Source organism: Rhodopseudomonas sp. AAP120 (assembly GCF_001295845.1).
GTDB lineage: Bacteria > Pseudomonadota > Alphaproteobacteria > Rhizobiales > Xanthobacteraceae > Rhodopseudomonas.
On record NZ_LJIC01000124.1, the window covers coordinates 44,949 to 61,738 of the forward strand.

The window sequence follows — 16,790 nt, forward strand, 5'->3', positions numbered from 1 at the left end:
CATCGTCAGGCTAGCCGTGCGGACGGGTCAGAATCGATTGATTCAGCCAATGTCCGACGTTCGAACTGGTCGACGAAGCGAGCGCGCCGAAGTCCGGCCTGCTCTGCAGCCCTCCCGCCAACGCCTGACTCAGCAAGGCGAAGCTCTGGTCATGGCTTTGACCGCCGCTGCTGGAAGGCGGAGACCAGCCGCCGGCCGCAACTGGCGGATCCACGACCGTGATCGTCTGGACCGGCGAGGTCGCCGTCGTGCCCGTAACCGGATCCCTGCCGGTCGCGGTCACCGACAGCGTCGCCGACGACGAGCCCGTGCCGCGATAACTGGATTTCAGCGTCAGACCACTTTCGACTTCGGCCGCGCTCAGAGTGATGTTGCTGCCTCGGTGCACGTGCCCGAGCCCGTCGGTGATCGTCTCGTAGTGCGGCAATCCCGTGATAGTCACGGACACGACGTCGTTCTTGTCGGCCGTGGAAACATCGATCCCCAGGTCGATCGTGCCACCTGGTTTGACCGACAGGGTGTTGTCGGCGACGGCGAGGAGGGGCTTGGTCGGCCCCGATGTCTGAGGCGGCTGGACGACGGGAGGAGTCGCGGGTGACGTATCCACCGACAGCCCGGCAAAGGTCTTCACCGCGCCCGCAAGATTGGCGGCGAGGCCGCCGGCATCCTTGATGCTTGCGCCATTGGCGAGGCCCACCCCGGTGATCGCGAGCGCCGACGTGCTGCGGTCGGTGGCCGCGACCGTGGTGGAGAACACCAGTTTGTCGGTCCCGGATCCGCTGACATAGGTGGCGACGCTGCCGTCGTTGAGGCGCAGGGTCGGCTTGCCGGAGACCGTCACAGCCTCGTCGAAAGCGAGCGTCAGGGCGATCTTGTCTCCGACATGTTCTACGCCGGTGCCCGGCAGAGCCGTGACGGCGGATACGCTCGGTGCCACGTTCACCGGTGTCGTTGGAGTGTTTGGGGTGTTCGGCGTCGTCCCGGCGGTGACATTGCTGCCCTTGACCGTGTGGCCGCTGCCGGGCTTCTGGTAGAGCTGCACGCTGTCGACCAGCATGTGGGTGGTCGCTGGCGTCGAACTATCGACCGTCGAATGCCAGCCGGCGGCCTTCGAGTTGGCCCATTGGCTGTCCAATATGAGCTCCATCGGCTCTTTTGGGATCGGCAGTTGGGCGCTCGTGACTTGCGCCATCTGCTTGCCGTCGAGATACCAAGTGATCGATTTCCCGGGCTGCCAATCGATGGCGTAGGTGTGAAAGTCGGCCGTCAGGTCGACCCCGGTGTCGATCACGCCGCCGAGGTCGCCGCTCGGCGTGTGCAGGTGCCACTGGAACGCCTGATTAGGCGGGCCCTTGCCGGTATAGCCGCCTTCCTGGATGTCGATTTCGAAATTATCGCCGGCCGATGAGCCGCTCCCTGGCATGAGCCAGATGCCGGGCCAGGCGCCGTTTCCGGATGGCTGTTTCATGCTGACCTGGAGCAGGCCGCCGGTGAATTCGAAATTGCCGTAGCTGCTGACCACGCCCGACGTCATCGGATAGGTCATCATGGTGCCCTGGTTCATGCCGGCGACCTGGGTCTTGCTGGATGTGATGTCGAGCACGCCATCGTGCACCGAGACTTGGCCCGGCATGTCGAATTCGGCCTCGAATTGGCCGCCCGGACCGCTACCGCCGTTATGTGAATTCCAGGGCGAGCCGTTCGCCGCCTTGCTGGTGATGTATTTGTGCCATGCGGCATCAAGCGTGTTGCCGTCGAAGCCTTCCTGGTAGACGAGGTTGTCCGCCGAGTACCCAGCCGGTGTTGATAAAGCCATCGTGCCAGACCCTGTTGATATTGCAGCGTCTTCATCAGCAGCCTTGCGGTCGCGTCTGAAGTTTGTGCCGCGGTCGCTCGCCCCCGAGCCCGAGCCCATCGCCTCCGAGTGGCTAAGATCGGAGTATGGCGACAACGGGTTGCGATTGGGGTGCCTGGGTGCGAAATCGTAACGGTTGTAAGGCGGTTAGTTGGCGAAGTCTGGGCGCGCCAAAAGATGCTACCAATTTCAATGATGTATCGTAGTGTGAGTCGTAGACTATCGGCGGACTGGTATTACTACTTAAGACGATGGGATGGTTTTGAAATCAGTCGAGATTCGCCTTTCTTGCACAGGCAAGGGCGAGTTTGCGCAGCCAGCCACGAACGTGATCGGAATTCGTGTCTTAGACCCCATCTGTTCGTGGTGGATTCGATGTGCTGAACTCGTCATCAGTACAGTCGCGGGATCCAAGGCCAGCATAAGGTTTGGTCGAATGCCGTCCGTGGGGACGTGTCCAGGGGAAAGTAGTAGGAATTTCTGCCGTACTGGTCGCGCAAAGAATCTCGATAGCGACGCAGTAAGCGGCATTTCTAGGATGGCGGCCCCAACTAACCGTTGAACATTGTCGAGCTCATGCCTGAATGGTACGCAAATTCCAGGCCAGACACTACGCGTTTGGCGCCGCAACTAATGACAGGCCTTGCGCTCCGTAAGGAACGTCGATGCCCTAGCGCGAACTGATGTGTCTCGAGGGGCGTGTCCGTTACGGGACCATCGGTGCTTGCCGACGATAAACTAAGGATTCGTAACGCCGGGGAGATCGGCTAGCCCGGCCGAGAGGAGCACCACGTGTCAGAGCTCCCCGGGCTTAGCCGCCTGACGCCGCCCGCTCATCGCGACACTGTCAGCCGATTACCCTCTCTGTAAACACTGCATGGAAATCTCTGAAACGCCGAGGCAGAATCACTGCACTAGAGAATTGATAAACATACCTAAGTCATTCATGAGATGCGTTGCCTCAATATAGCTTTTGTGATCCGGACGGCTGAAATCTGCTTCATTACTCGTTATCATCACCGTCGCTGCGAGCACTCCTCCTGGAACGGTCAGCAGTATCGAATCATGGAAGACATTACGCCCTGTCGCTGGCTTGCTAAAAATGAACTTCTCTGGATCTATAAACTTACCTAATCTTGGGTAGTCTCTTTTGACGCGACTGTTATTCATGTAGTGCAGCAAGCCATCTGGATTTTTGGCCCTGATCACCGCCTTTATGTGCTCATCAATTGATGACCCCGCAAATTTTTCGCAACCGTAGAGACCTGTGAACGAGTTCTTCAGAAAGCTGAACGATGACAGTTCTTCCGCGATCTGACTTTCTGAAATCCGAAAATATGTTTTGCAAACATCAGAAGCCGACGTGACATTTTCTTTCCGCGAGCCATCCGATTGATCCATCATGCGTCTGGCAAACCTCGTACTATCCAGTTTGCTCCTCGCTATGTATTCTTGTATTTTTTGGATTCCGACCAGTTCAATTAGGGAGTTAGCCGCTGTATTGTCGGAGTATGACATCATGAGCAGAATTAAGGCGTTGACATCCAAGTCGATGTTTGAATTTGCATACTTCAGCAATCCGGATCCAGAAACTATCTTCTCCTTTTGTACAACCACGATTGTTGATGGAGAGATAGTGCTATTCGATAATTGTTCGGCAACAGCCTCCAAAATGTATAGTTTAACCAAACTGGCTGCCGTTACAGCCTCTTGAGCTCGGTAGTTCAGTGTGATGCTTGGCAATCTAACTTGCGCAAAAACATTGAACTGATTTCCTAGTCTATGTTCGCAGATTGCGAGCCGGAGGCTATCAGTATCTTGGATGACCATAGCGCTCTACAAGCCTTATCGCTCGTTGAGGATCGAATATCGGATAGCACGCCTTATGAGAGCGATGCAATATTGACCCTCGAATGTATGCCTCGACCGTTGAGGCGCATTTCACCGCCGATTCTCCAAGTTCATTTAGTCGTGAAAGTTCGAGTAGCGGACTGATAATTGCCAGCAGGACGCAGTAGGCCGTCGGACGATCATAATGAGCCTGAAGAAAATGCTCCCCCTTCCGCAGTGGAATATTTGCTGTTTCCTGTGCTTGCGAAGTAACGGGTTCAAAGAACCTCCAGATTTGTTCGCACGCCTCTTCTATTGAGGCTTCTGCAGCCTGACCAAAGAAGCCGGATAGGATCCCGTTCAGAAAATCATACTCACGAAATTTACGATATGAGTAGCCGCTTTCCGGATATGAAACGCTCGGCAAGAAGAAGTAATACCATTGATATATTGCAGATATCAAATTTCTTAGTACTTCCCATGGGGCTTGATCTGGCGGGATGTCACTAAGGAACTTGGCTGTATCAACGTCAGAGAAGAACAACGGTTCAGCCTGATCCAATTTTATCCCCCAGTTATCGGGGCTTCCTGAAAATCTGTACAAGCCGCCAACAATCGAGAAATCTACAATCTGCCTTCCGACCTCGCGGCTAATCCTGCGCATTATCTGGAGTCTGTGATCAGGGTTGTTTATGCAAACTGGGCTACCCAAAAGCGTTGAAAGGAAGCTCGGGTCAATATCTTCAACCCTTCTGTGCCAATGAAGAAAGATGTCGTATGGGGTGTACGTCGCCGCATTGCGCGGGAGTACCGACACGCTGACGCCCATCGCCCTGCCATCCAGCGCCAGTTGAGGATACTCGATAACGCCAATAGGCGTATTGCACGGCACGCAACGGCGGCTCAATTGAGCAAAAACGGCCTGATCATTCTTGGCAACATCTAGGAGCATTCCCCCGATAGGTGCATCGGTGCTCAGCACAGACATTAGCGAATAGGGGATGAAGGGCGAGGGGTCGACATGAATTATGTCTCGTCTAAAGGACCTTTCCATAGGCTTTTGAGGCAGAACTTGGGTGGGAACTGGCTCAATTGTCCGCTTCAATCCTGAGAACGAGGAGTTTGGCGGATTATAAAAACCTGCGCCTTTGACTTTATAAATATGCCCGCCAATTGAGAGAACAAATGTGCGGCCTGGATTTGGATATATATCGGCTGGATGGGCCGTCTCCCAACTCACGAAGCGGCATATCTTTGCTAGATCATCAGAAGTTAGCTTCGAAACTATTTCACTATTCAGGCGCACACGCAGCATCGCAACTCCGCATTTCGCAAGGACTCATCTTGAGCCGTAGTTCTGGAGAGTTCTGTTCTTGATAGTGAAAGAGTTCAGATTTAGCGTGGCAATGGAATGGGCGGTTACATCTCCACCTGTTAATGACGAAAAGCCGAAATTCCTGAGAATCCTCACCGCTTGCTTGTTTGTGGGCATTGCGAAGATTTTGAAGTCCTTCTTGTGTTTTGGGATTTTCATAATTCTATCGTAGCACAATCGTACGACTTCAGCGCTGTATGGCTTGAAGAATTTGTTTGAGTCCGATGACCATACAAAGTTTATGTAGCACGAGCTGCATGTGCCGTACGGCGATTTGACGATGTGCTCTTCCGTCAGGTTGATGCCTATGATCCGGCTGGCCGCGATGTCTTCACTCGACTGCCTCGTCAATGGAAAGATCACAAATATTCCAACAAGGGTCGTGCTGCCAGGATAGTGACTGACAGTGACCAAGTGAAAACAATTGGAATTCTTCTTCATCATTTCGTGGCGGACAGCGATCGGCACAACTGATGTGTCCACATAATCGGCGAGATAATGGTACACGATCATCAGATCGTCTAAAGTTTCACATTTCTTGGCGTGAGCTTGCCCTGGTTTTATTCGTCGTTTGTCGGGTAGCAGGGACGCTAGTATAATAATGGCGCCTACTAGGAAAACGAATCCAACAACCGAGTAAATATGAATGACGGATAGAGATCGGAGGCCGTGCTGTTGCAGAAATAGCAAGAGTTTATCGGCGGTGCCAAATACCGGAACGACGTCTGTTAGTATTATAGCCAATGAGGCTGTTACAAGTCCAAATCCAACCCGTCGAATACGTTTGAAGAACTTCGCAATCCTTAGCATCTGAGCGTCGCTTACATATTCAATTGGGCTAGTGTCATTTCCAAGTAATGCATCGAGTGATTGTTTGTCGAGTATCATTTAGGCGATCTGCACAAAGAGATCGGCTATGAATGCCTCGGTAGGCGGTTGGTGTCAGGCTGCACAGATAGGTAATTGGCTGATAGCGCGGCGGCGAGCGGGCGGCGTCAAGCGGCTTGTACAGAGAGGGCAGTTGGCTGACAGTGCCGCGGTGAGGGGGCAGGCGGCTTCCTTGGCCTCTTGTTTTCCGGCTTTCCTTCCCTCCTTACTTTGCTGTGACGTGGTCAGGCCTTCGATGAAGGCGGTGGCCGTTCATGCCGCGGCCCTGATGGGACGGCGCTGGCTTCGGTCTAGGTCGTGGACTCAAACCGCATCCACAGGCGTGTGGCCGCGAGTAGAACAGCGGCGAGGAAGTTTCGCGCGGTCTTGTCGTAGCGCGTGGCGATGCGGCGGAAGTGCTTCAACTTGTTGAAGAAGTGTTCGATGAGATTGCGTTGTCGTTAGACCGCAGGATCGACCGTGCGTTGGACCTTGCGATCGCGACAGGTCGGAATGTGAGCGCGGCCGCCGCGATTGCGCACCAGTTCGACCAGCGCTTTCGCATCATACCCGCGATCGGCAACAAGGTCGCCGCCGGGTTTGAGCGCTTCGATCAGCATGGGCGCGATGGTCTTGTCCGACGACTGGCCTTGCGACAGGACGATGCGCACCGGCAGGCCGGTCTCGTCGACGACGGCATTGATCTTGGTGCTCAGTCCTCCACGAGAACGGCCGATGGCGTGATCCGGGCCCCCTTTTTTCCGCCGGCGGCGTGCTGGTGAGCGCGGACGATCGAGGAGTCGATCAACTGCAACGACTGCGGTGATTTCGCCGCCAGGGTCTCGAAAATCCGCAGCCAGATGCCCTTCTTGGCCCAGCGATTGAAGCGATTGTAGGCCGTCGTGTAGGGGCCGTTGCGCTCCGGCAGATCCCGCCACGGCGTCCCCGTGCGTAGAACGAAGAAAATGCCGTTCAGCACCTTGCGGTCATCCGGACGAGGTCGGCCGTTCTTCTTGCCTTCGGCGCCCGGGAGCAGCGGGGCAATGATCGTCCATTCGGCATCCGTAAGGTCGAACCGCGCCATCAAAGCCTTCCTTTTGCCGCCCACGGTCTCGATCCGGCTTTCGGCTGTAATGAGCCCGCATTCGCGCGCGAGGCGCAGCATGGCATGCTCGACGCGTATGTTGTTCCAGCTATCGTCGGCTCGGTTGAATTTCGCCACCCACAGCGCGTCGTCGGCTTGTACGACGGCCTTGGGCCGGGCCCCTCCCATCGAGGTGCGGAGCAGCATCAGATCCTGTACCTGCTGCGCCTGCGGATCGTTCGGTAGGTCGTCCTTGACCAGAGCGTCCGCCAAGGCTTGCAGTTTCTCGAGATCGATCGTCTGGTTGAATTGGCGCTTGGGCGCCGGTGGTTCGGTGTTGAGGCCGAAGCCGAGGGCGCCCGCACGGTCGCCGGGTGAGTCCAGCAGGTAATCGAGTTCGCCGAGTGGCGCTTTGCCGGCATGCTTTTCGATGACCCCGTTAAGCTGTGGCTAACCTTGCGGGCACGCCGGTCTGTGGACCGGTCTTTACATTGAATTCATGGCGCCTCTAGCATCGGTCTGATGCCTTGTTGCTGTATTGTTGTAAAGCGGAGCCCCGAAAACGCTATGTCGACCTTGATTAAGCGCGGGAAAAATTGGACCGCTACTGCGCGCTTGCCAGACACTTTTCAGGGGCCGGCAGCCTCGAAATCGATCAGTCAAACGTTCGCAAAGAAGGATGCTGCAAAGCTCTGGCTGAGTTCGACCGAGACGGCCATGAAGCTCGGCAACTGGCGGGATCCTCGGCTCGAACCCAAAGCCTATGGGCCGCTTGGGTGGCCTGAAAAGCCCTTTGCAGAGGCGCTGGACGCCTATCGGAGTAAGGTTACGCCTGAGAAGAAGGGGGCGTCGCAGGAATCCGCAATGCTTCAGATGTTGGGCCGGGAGGACTTCGCCAAAAAGCGCATCCGGGATCTGACCGTAGCCGACTTCGTCGACTTCCGGGACGCCCGCAACGAGGCTGCGAAGTCGCCATCCACGATCAGGAATAATCTCAATACCATCTCGGCCGTCTACGAGTGGCTGATCCACGAAAAGTCAGTCGACATCGCCAATCCGATTGCCTCTCTTCGTAAGCGCCGACGAGGCGTGCCCCAGCCCACGGGGCACCGTGAACGGCGGCTCTTCGAAGGCGAGGAAGAGGCAATTGCGAAGGCCATTGAGGGGCTTTCGGTTGACCCCACCCGTCGGCAGTGGCGCGCACTCTTTCCGCTGCTCCTCGACACTGGAATGCGGCTTGGAGAGGCAGTCTCAATTGAATGCGCCTGGATCCGACGGGAGTACGGATTTGTCCAAATTCCCGACTCGAAGAACGGCAGCGCGCGGCACGTTGCGCTTTCGGATCGAGCCTACGCCGGTCTGCTCGAATTGACGGACGGGGAGCCTGCCGACAGCAAGGTGTTCCGCTTCACGGCCTGGGTCGCCAAAGACGCCTGGCGGAATGAGATCAGGGTCAGGGCGGGGTGTCAGGACTTGAGGATTCACGACCTACGGCACGAGGCCTTGTCGAGGATGGCGGCGAGGGGAGCCGACCTGAAGACGCTGATGCGGCAGAGCGGCCATAAAACCGTGGCCGTGCTGATGAAGTATCTGAACCCCACACCTGCCGAACAAAGGGCGAGGCTGTTTCCGGACGCCGATCCACAAGCTGCGGTACTTGAAGGGCGAACGCATGCGAGGAGTGGACGATCCTAGTTTATGAAGCCCGAAAAAATAGCTTCGTAGGAGGATGATCGTCTTCACCATGTTGACAGTACGTCCATTCTGGGTGCCACCTGAACTTTCGTAAAGAATTTCACCCCTATTGATCTGACCACGCGAAGCGACGGTATCCAAGACAACGGCGTTCGATGTTCGGACTCTCGCAAGTGATCTTGGAGCCCCATGTCCGACGGTCTCGGGATCGATACCGCGCAGAGTCCTAGGCGTGCGTCTAGCATCGGGAAGCCGAGCTAGACCGTCGAGCTGGCAGATGTCGTGCCGTTAGGAGACCAGATGATCACGACGACATTTTGGACCTTCTGGAGCTAAGGCATTGCGACAGGCGGTGAAACGATCCCGAACAAGACGTGCACCGGCGACCGAACCTGCGTTTGGCTGGACCTATCTCTCACGTGAAGCGCTCGCTCGCGCGAAGGCACAGATGGATGAAGAGTCCATGGGCGTGCGCGACGAGATCGGCTTCCTTACGATACACCAGCGATACGCCGACTACTTCTTCCCTGGTACGTCGGTGTTGCACACACGCGCGCGCTATGCGCTATTCGTGCCTTGGCTGTTCGAGGATCTCGCGGGCTTAATCGGACCGGCTGCGCAGCGCGCCTTGCGTGAACGCGAGAGACTGCTCGCAGGACGGCTGAAAGCCGCGGGCGAAGTCCAGGTGATCGGCGGCCGTGTCTTTCCGAACCCCTCAAGTCAACCGCCGTCCACCGTCTACTGGAACGCGCTTGCGGTTTGGGGGATCTTGCGTCCGCGATTGGACGGTCGGACGATTTCTCGTGGACAGGCGCATCGTTTACTGAAGACCGTCGGCTCGCCCACCGACGACGATGGTCAGCCTCTCCTGAGCTTCGAGCCGCCTTTCGTGCGACTTCCCGATCGTCCGAAGAATTGGCAGAGCGGAGACATCTCGCTTCGTCTGAAGAAGGCGGAGGCCGGGTTCCTGCGCGAGCGCTTAGCGCAGTTACGCGGTAATGGTGGCCGTCAACTGTCGCTTCTGGCGAGGCTGGTCAGAACCGAGGCTGCTGCTCCTGCCGAGATGTGGGCCAACGAAACATACGCCATCGCCGGCGCCGATCAGGGCCCGCTCATCCGCGCGCGGCAGGCAGCTAGTCTCGCAGGCATCGGCCGCGCCGTCTACGACGCGCTGCTGGAGCGGATCGTCGAGATCGATGACAAGCGGCAAGTCTCGGCCCGTTACCGCGAGCATCTCGGGGTTATCCTCGCGGAGCAGGGTCCGATCGCAGCCGGGCTCGACATAACGGCGCTCGAAGCGGACATTGGGCCTCTGCCGGCGAAATTGCTTGCTGTGGTGATCGCGACGAGGGACTGGATTGCTGCGGGATCGGGGAATCCTGCCGCGCTTTCCGACGTCTATACCGCAGCCGAGGCGCGCAAGGGACCGCGCGCGCGGCTTGCGCCGACCCCCAATGGGCGGGCTCGGCGACTCGAGTGGTCGAGCGATGAACATGGCTTGGCCGGCCCCCTGCATTACCGGTGGCAGCAGGTCAGTACGCTTCTCGATGATCTGGCGGGTGCCGAATGAGCGGCGCGGTCGACAGTTGGCCAGCTCTTTCGTTTCTGGAAGGCCTGCGTCCCGGCCCTGACGAGAATGTCGAATTGGCGTTGCTGGCGTCTTACTCGGCAGACCTTGGATCGATCGGCGCAGCTTTGCTCGCCCTCGCCGGCAAGGACAATGAGGCAGGGGGAGGCAGCCCGTCCGATTTCGCCGATGCCGTTGAGCGTTTGCGCGGCAAGGTGCGGATCATCATCCAGCGCGGCCGGCTTGCGAAGATGCGGCGAACGCCGCGGATCGCGGCGGTGCTGGACCAATTCGTGCGGGAGGTCGATTTCGACGAAGCTGCCCATAGCTGGCATCCCAAGGCTGCGTTGGTACGAACAGGGAGCGAAGGCGGCGAGATCGGGTGGCGGCTCTGGATCGGAAGCCGAAATCTCACCGAGTGCATCAACCGCGACATCGGGCTTCTGTTGGTGTCAGGGGAGAATGGCGGAGGCCCTATCTCCGGGGCGGGCGATCTGGCACGCGCGTTAGCTGAGCGTGCCGAGCTGAAGGGCGTCCGGCCTGCTTCCCTCGCGACTGCGGTTACGAAGATCCCATGGCGAGCGCCCGCCGGCGTGCAGGTCGAGCGGATTCGCTGGTCGACTGGGACAGGAGGCTTGCAAGCTCCAGTCCCACCGGCGGGGGTCGATGAAATCGTCGTCGTGAGCCCGTTCGTCGACAAGAACTTCCTGGCCAGACAAGTATCGAACGGGCCGACGCCGGCAAAGCGCGTGCTGCTAACGACCATGCGCGAGATCGAGCGGATCGGCCCGTCGCTGCCGTCATTCGACGATTTGCTGGCGCTGGATGCGCCGGACTATCCCATTGGCGATCCGGAGCCGACGCTGGCGCACGCCGTCTCGGCATCCGAGGCAGATACTGCGAATGACGAGGAGGAAGACATCGGCCGAGGCCTCCACGCCAAATTGCTGTTCGTGCGCGCGGGACGAAAGCGGACCTTATGGCTCGGAAGCGCCAACGCCACCATGCGGGCGTGGACGGGCCGCAACGCCGAAGTCACTGCCGAGCTGCACGTCACCGAGGCTCAGGAGAAAGGTCTGAAGGCGTTGCTCGACTCGGCGCGGATCGTCGAGGCGCCGGACACAGAATATCAGCCCGACGCGGCGTCGTTAGAAGAAGAAGCACTCGGGCGAGCCCGGGCGCAGGTCGCAGCGCGGTGGGCGAGCACGCTCAGCATCGACGGGGATGAGATCCGTCTTGTCCATAGTTCCGATCTCTACCCCGATGGACCGCATCCCGAGGAAGCCGACATCTTGCTTGAGGTCGGGGCCTTGCACGGCGAAGTCAAAGCATGGCCGCGGCGACAGACGACGGTGGCACTTGGGCCGACGATTCCTGCCGAACGAAGCGAGTTCGTGCGCTTGCGTGTCAGTCGCGGTGAGAAGGGGCTCTCCTGGTTGCAGCGCGCCCCTGCCGACCCGCCTTTCGGCGAAGAGCGCGATCGTGCGGCCTTCGTGCGATTTCTGGGAGCCAGGGGCTTTCTTCTCTGGCTGGCAGGACTGTTGGCTGACGAAGGTCGCGATGGGGAAGATGACTGGACGATCGAGAAGCAACAGGATCGTGCAGCCCCCGGCGTAAATCCAGCGGTTGACTCCGCACTGCCGACGCTGGAGGAGATGCTCGCGGCCTGGTCGCGCGATCAGAACAAGTTTCGCGAAATCGAACGCCGCGTTTCACAATATCTGCCGGCGGTACTGGAACAAGCCGGCCAGGAAGACCCGCAAACCGCTGCGATGCTGCGGCGCTTCGAGGAACTGTGGGGCAAGCTGCGGATCGGCCTCGGCGAAGAGCGTAGGGGGAAGCGTCGGTGAGCGCCCCCAAGCCGTTCCAGACAGCGACGGTTGATGCCGCGCTATCCGCCTTTGCGAATCAAGGCGGGCGCCGACGCTTTCTCGTGGCCGATGAAGTCGGTCTGGGAAAGACCATCGTCGCGAAGGAAGTCGCGCGCCGTATGTCGGAAGACGGTGAGCAGCCTCTCGTTATCTATTACATCGCCAACGGTCATGCGGTTTCCCATCAGAACAAGGGGCGCGTCGTCAGCTTCCTAGACGAGCCGGAACGTAAGGCGGCCGTTGCGACGCCAGATCGTCTTTCCCTCATCGCCGTCTCGAAGCGGCCCGACAAGCCGGTTCTGATCTATGCGCTGACGCCGGCAACGTCCTTCCCCGGCGCGCGTGCTCGTCTGACCGGCGGAAGAAAAGAGGAGCGAGCATTTCTCAAGGTGCTGCTCGACCGGGCTTACCCGGCGTTCGCTCGCGATCTCGATCCGGCCATAATGCGCCTGAGCGTTGGCGATTCTTGGGATTGGCTGGTCGAGGATGCCGAGAGGAAATTCGCCGCGGCGCCACCGCATCTGATACGGCGGTTTCGCGAAGCGCTGGCGGCTGAATTTGGAGAGCCCGTGCGCGAGAGGCTCGAGCAAGCTCTGTATGGTGACGAGGAGCGGAAGATGAAGCCGCTCAAACCGACCGCCTTCGTCGGTCATCTTCGTCGGGCCCTGGCGCTGGCGACCCTACGTCATCAGCCGCCCGATTTGGTCATTCTGGATGAGTTTCAGCGTTACAGGCAGCTATTGGACGAAAAGGACGCCGACCCGCTCCTCAAGGCCCTGCTGGAGCCGCACGGGTCAGTGGCTCGGCCAGCCATCCTGCTCCTCAGCGCAACACCCTACCGGCTTCTCAGCACGCGATGGGAGGAAGCCCAGGGCGCGCTCGCGCACGCCGAGTTGCTGGAGTTGATCGAGTTCCTCGCCGGCTCCGATGTCCGTAACCGCGCAAAGTCTCTGTTTTCTGATTTCGGGGACAAGTTGCGGGACATCGCGGTGCATGCCAAGGCGATCGATCCCAGCCTGGAGATCGAGATCAACGAGGCTGCCGGACTCAGGGATGCTCTCCGCGCACTGCTGACACCGGTCATGTCCAGGACAGAGCGGGACAGCGTCGCCTCAGGCGATCCGTTGGCTGGAACGCAATTCCTTGCGGCGGAGCCGATAGCTGAAGACTTCCAAATCTATCGGCATCTGGCGGACAGCTTTCCCGAGGATGTGCGATACGAAGCGCTGCCCTATTGGTCGTCCGTCCCACTACCGGCCCAATCCCTGGGGCCTCGGTACGCGGCTTGGAAGCGCGCAGCCATCAAGGCCGCGCCGAAGCTCACGAAGATGACACTGGAGCGCCGCAACAAGCTGGATGCGCCTGCGAGTTGGCCTGACGCGAAACTCAGGGCGCTCAGCGCCGCGGCACCGGCTAAACTTCTATCCCTGCCGTGGGTCGCGCCGTCCCTACCGTGGTGGCCGCTTGCCGGCGGCTGGAAGAACGTAGCCGCCGACCCGAAGCTGCTGATGTTCAGCCGCTTTCGAGCGACTCCGCCGAGCGTGGCGGCGCTCCTGAGTTTCGGCGTCGAAGCGTCATGCCTTCCCGGACAGCGCGGTGGCTACGAGAAAGCCTATCGGCGGCGTCGCTTCAAACTGGCGGCCGTTCCCGGACCGGTCATGGCCGCCTTTCATCCCTCGCCATGGCTCATCCGGCATACGGATCCACTCGCGAAGGCGGGAGAGACGGTCGGCGCGATCCGCAAGCAGGTGAGGCGGCAGATTCTCGCGGCACTTCCCAAGGGGATCATCGAGAAGGACACGGTGAAGGCCCGTCGGCGGCACCGATCCATCGGCCGGACTCTTGCCGCGATAGAACGAGCGGCCGGCCTGTCGGAACAGTCTGCCGCGGCCTGGAGCAGCGCCGTCGGTGAGGATCGCGCAGCCCGGTCTGCTGTCCTCAAATGGCGACAGACGCCGGCGATCGAGCGCCTCTCGCCCGCCGAACTCGATGATCTTGTCGACTATGCCATGAGCGCGCCAGGCGTGGTGCTCGGCCGGGCGCTATTGCGGCATGACCCGACAACCCTTGATCCGGCACGCTATGGCGAGCTCGTTCAACTGAGTTGGCAGGGCTTGCGCGGGTATCTCGACAATCCGGTGATCCTGTCGTCCCTGCCCGGCAAGAACGCGGTCGATCAGGTGATGGGCTCCATCGTCGATGGCGGTCTCGAAAGTGTCTTCGACGAGCATTTCTGGCTTCGCGCGCAGAATCTTCCAGAGGGTGCGGCAGGCCTCGCCAAGGATCTGCAATCTTCGCTAGGCCTGCGAGCCGGTAGCTTCAGTTTTCACAGTGTGGGCGGGCCAGCGCACAAGATACCGGTACGGTCCCATGTCGCTGTACCGTTCGGCGACGCCGAGGCGGAACCGGCCGGCAAGGTGAATGGAGCACTCGCGCCATCCGCGCCAGCGCGACCGGACGAAGTCCGCCGGAGCTTCAACACGCCGTTCTGGCCGCACGTCTTGGCAACGACGTCGGTGGGACAGGAAGGTCTGGATTTCCATCCCTGGTGTTCGCATGTCGTGCATTGGGATCTATCCTCCAACCCGCTCGACCTCGAGCAGCGCGAAGGCCGCGTTCAGCGCTATGCCGGGCTGGCGGTGAGGCGGCGACTTGCGACGATGTTGCACGAAAAAGCCGTTGGAGCGGCGTCTGAATCGGGCGGCTCACCTTGGCATCACCTGCAGCGCGAGGCGGAAAAGCTGGTCGATGCGAGCGGCCTTCGACCTTGGTGGGTACTTGAGAATGCCGAGATCAGCCGCCACGTGTTCGAGCGCCCATTTGGCCGGGATGTAAGCCGCTTTGCCCAGCTTCGCGAGCAGCGCATGATCTACCGGCTGGCGTTGGGCCAGCCTAACCAGGAAGACTTTATCGAGATTCTTGCGCGCGGCGGCGAGGCGACCCGCTCATTGCTGAGCCCGCTTGTGCTGGATCTCTCCGCTATGGGGCTGCGTCAGGCTCCCGAACTGGCCGCCCCGGATTGCCGCGACGCCTTTCAGTTCCCCATTCCCCTGGAGGAAGCGGGGTGATACAAATCCTCGGACAATAGATGCCGTACTCCGAGCCTACGTATCGTGCCCGAAACCGCGTCCCAGCGCCACATCGCCCATTCTGTTCTGAAAGCGCGCGGTATCGCGCGTCTCGCCGAACTGCGCGCCGCGGGAGTAACCGCAGCAACTATGAGTCGCATGGAACGAGATGGAGAGGTGCTGCGGCTTGCGCGTGGGCTTTACCAACTCCCTGATGCGCCGCTCGATGCCCACCATAGTCTGGCCGAGGCAGCGAAACGGGTGCCCAAGGGTGTGGTCTGCCTCGTCTCGGCCCTCGCGTTTCATCAACTTACCGATCAACTCCCAAGGCAGGTGTGGATCGCCATCGGCCAAAAGGATTGGGCTCCCAAGGGCGATGGGGCGCCAGTTCGGCTCGTGCGCTTCACGGATCGCCTCCTTACGGAAGGTGTCGAATCCCACACCGTCGAAGGGGTGCCCGTAAAGATTTTTGGGGTCGCCAAGACGGTCGCCGACTGCTTCCGGTATCGCAACAAGATCGGCCTGTCGGTGGCGATCGAGGGCCTCCAGGAGGCGCTGCGTCAACGCAAGACAACCCCTGGCGAAATCGTCAGGCAAGCCGAGCGAGGAGCGATCGCGACGGTCATTCGACCCTATCTCGAGGCGCTGACCGCCAATGGCTAAGGAGATCAAGAATATCGGCGCCTCGGTGCGCGCCCGCCTCCTGCAGGTCGCCAAGGCAAGCGGTCAGAGCTTTGATCTTGTCCTGACGCGCTTTGCGCTTGAACGACTCCTTTTCCGGCTCAGCCAATCACCACATGCGGATCGCTTCGTTCTGAAAGGCGCGATGCTGATGATGAGCTGGTTTGAGGACCCACATCGCGGCACGCGTGACCTCGATCTGTTGGGGTTTGGCGACCCTGAACCCGAGGCGATGCTCGCGACATTCCGGGACATCCTGGCGCTCAGCGATGATGATGGTGTGGAATTTGACGTTGACGCTCTTCGCGTTGATCGCATTCGCGAAGAGCTCGAATATGGCGGGCTGAGACTGCGGACAACCGCCTCGATCAGCGGCGCCAGGATCAATCTGACGATCGATATCGGCTTCGGCGACGCAATGGAGCCTGGGGCTGAGGTGGTGGACTATCCCTCCATGCTGGAGTTTCCCGCGCCGCGGCTGCGCGCCTATGCGCGAGAGACCGTGATCGCCGAAAAATTTCAGGCGATGGTCGCGCTCGGACGCGCGAACAGTCGCATGAAGGATTTCTACGACATCTGGATCCTCAGCAAGTCGTTCGATTTCGCCAGCGACCGACTCACTCGCGCAATCGCCGCAACATTCGCCCGGCGCGAGACAGCGATCCCTGTCAATCTGCCCGACGCACTAACGCCGGCTTTCGCCAGGGATGAACAAAAGCAGCGACAGTGGAACGCCTTTGTCAGGGACGTTTCAGCAAATCCGGGAAGCTTGGAAGATGTCGTAGCCAGCTTGGCCGAATTTCTAATGCCGCACGCTATACAAGCGTGTGCTTCAAATAATAATGGTTCAAAGTTGTAAGCTAGGTATCTCTTTGGAGATACCTGAAGAGGGGGCGT

The 16,790-nt window shown here is 59.3% G+C and carries 10 protein-coding genes and 2 pseudogenes; 6 read left to right on the forward strand and 6 right to left on the reverse strand.

The genetic code is table 11. From position 1 onward, the window contains the following. Positions 1 to 10: 10 nt before the first annotated feature. From IP86_RS18955 to IP86_RS29445, 6 genes and pseudogenes are all read right to left on the reverse strand, one after another. The gene (locus IP86_RS18955; protein ID WP_054163985.1) at positions 11 to 1,816 is read right to left on the reverse strand and encodes a glycoside hydrolase family 16 protein; all 1,806 of its coding nucleotides are present in this window, start codon (positions 1,814 to 1,816) and stop codon (positions 11 to 13) included. A 945-nt stretch (positions 1,817 to 2,761) separates the two neighbouring features. Then, positions 2,762 to 3,685: a serine hydrolase gene (locus IP86_RS28230; RefSeq protein WP_082364104.1), complete on the reverse strand. Its 924-nt coding sequence runs from the start codon at positions 3,683 to 3,685 to the stop codon at positions 2,762 to 2,764. Beyond that, a complete protein-coding gene (locus IP86_RS28805; RefSeq protein WP_156332553.1) occupies positions 3,666 to 5,000 on the reverse strand; it encodes a hypothetical protein in 1,335 nt (444 codons plus the stop codon). The genes IP86_RS28230 and IP86_RS28805 overlap by 20 nt, the downstream gene beginning before the upstream one ends. A 24-nt stretch (positions 5,001 to 5,024) precedes the next feature. Beyond that, complete coding sequence (locus IP86_RS28810; RefSeq protein ID WP_156332554.1) at positions 5,025 to 5,948, reverse strand: hypothetical protein; 924 nt, start codon at positions 5,946 to 5,948, stop codon at positions 5,025 to 5,027. A gap of 290 nt (positions 5,949 to 6,238) precedes the next feature. Next, positions 6,239 to 7,011 (reverse strand): annotated as a pseudogene (locus IP86_RS28235) (IS5 family transposase). 39 nt (positions 7,012 to 7,050) lie between these two features. Next, a pseudogene (locus IP86_RS29445) lies at positions 7,051 to 7,218 on the reverse strand (HipA domain-containing protein); the annotation flags it as partial. 360 nt (positions 7,219 to 7,578) lie between these two features. Here IP86_RS29445 and IP86_RS18975 point away from each other — a divergent pair. The 6 genes from IP86_RS18975 to IP86_RS19000 all read left to right on the forward strand — a co-directional run bounded on the left by IP86_RS18975 (position 7,579) and on the right by IP86_RS19000 (position 16,752). After that, positions 7,579 to 8,706: a tyrosine-type recombinase/integrase gene (locus tag IP86_RS18975; RefSeq protein WP_054163987.1), complete on the forward strand. Its 1,128-nt coding sequence runs from the start codon at positions 7,579 to 7,581 to the stop codon at positions 8,704 to 8,706. A gap of 352 nt (positions 8,707 to 9,058) precedes the next feature. Beyond that, complete coding sequence (locus IP86_RS18980; protein ID WP_156332557.1) at positions 9,059 to 10,276, forward strand: DUF6361 family protein; 1,218 nt, start codon at positions 9,059 to 9,061, stop codon at positions 10,274 to 10,276. Beyond that, entirely contained in the window at positions 10,273 to 12,123 is a 1,851-nt protein-coding gene (locus tag IP86_RS18985) for a phospholipase D family protein (protein ID WP_054163989.1), read from the forward strand. The genes IP86_RS18980 and IP86_RS18985 overlap by 4 nt, the downstream gene beginning before the upstream one ends. After that, positions 12,120 to 15,212: a C-terminal helicase domain-containing protein gene (locus IP86_RS18990; protein ID WP_082364105.1), complete on the forward strand. Its 3,093-nt coding sequence runs from the start codon at positions 12,120 to 12,122 to the stop codon at positions 15,210 to 15,212. The genes IP86_RS18985 and IP86_RS18990 overlap by 4 nt, the downstream gene beginning before the upstream one ends. A 45-nt stretch (positions 15,213 to 15,257) precedes the next feature. After that, complete coding sequence (locus IP86_RS18995; protein ID WP_082364107.1) at positions 15,258 to 15,875, forward strand: type IV toxin-antitoxin system AbiEi family antitoxin domain-containing protein; 618 nt, start codon at positions 15,258 to 15,260, stop codon at positions 15,873 to 15,875. Next, entirely contained in the window at positions 15,868 to 16,752 is an 885-nt protein-coding gene (locus IP86_RS19000; RefSeq protein ID WP_054163991.1) for a nucleotidyl transferase AbiEii/AbiGii toxin family protein, read from the forward strand. The genes IP86_RS18995 and IP86_RS19000 overlap by 8 nt, the downstream gene beginning before the upstream one ends. Positions 16,753 to 16,790: the final 38 nt, after the last annotated feature.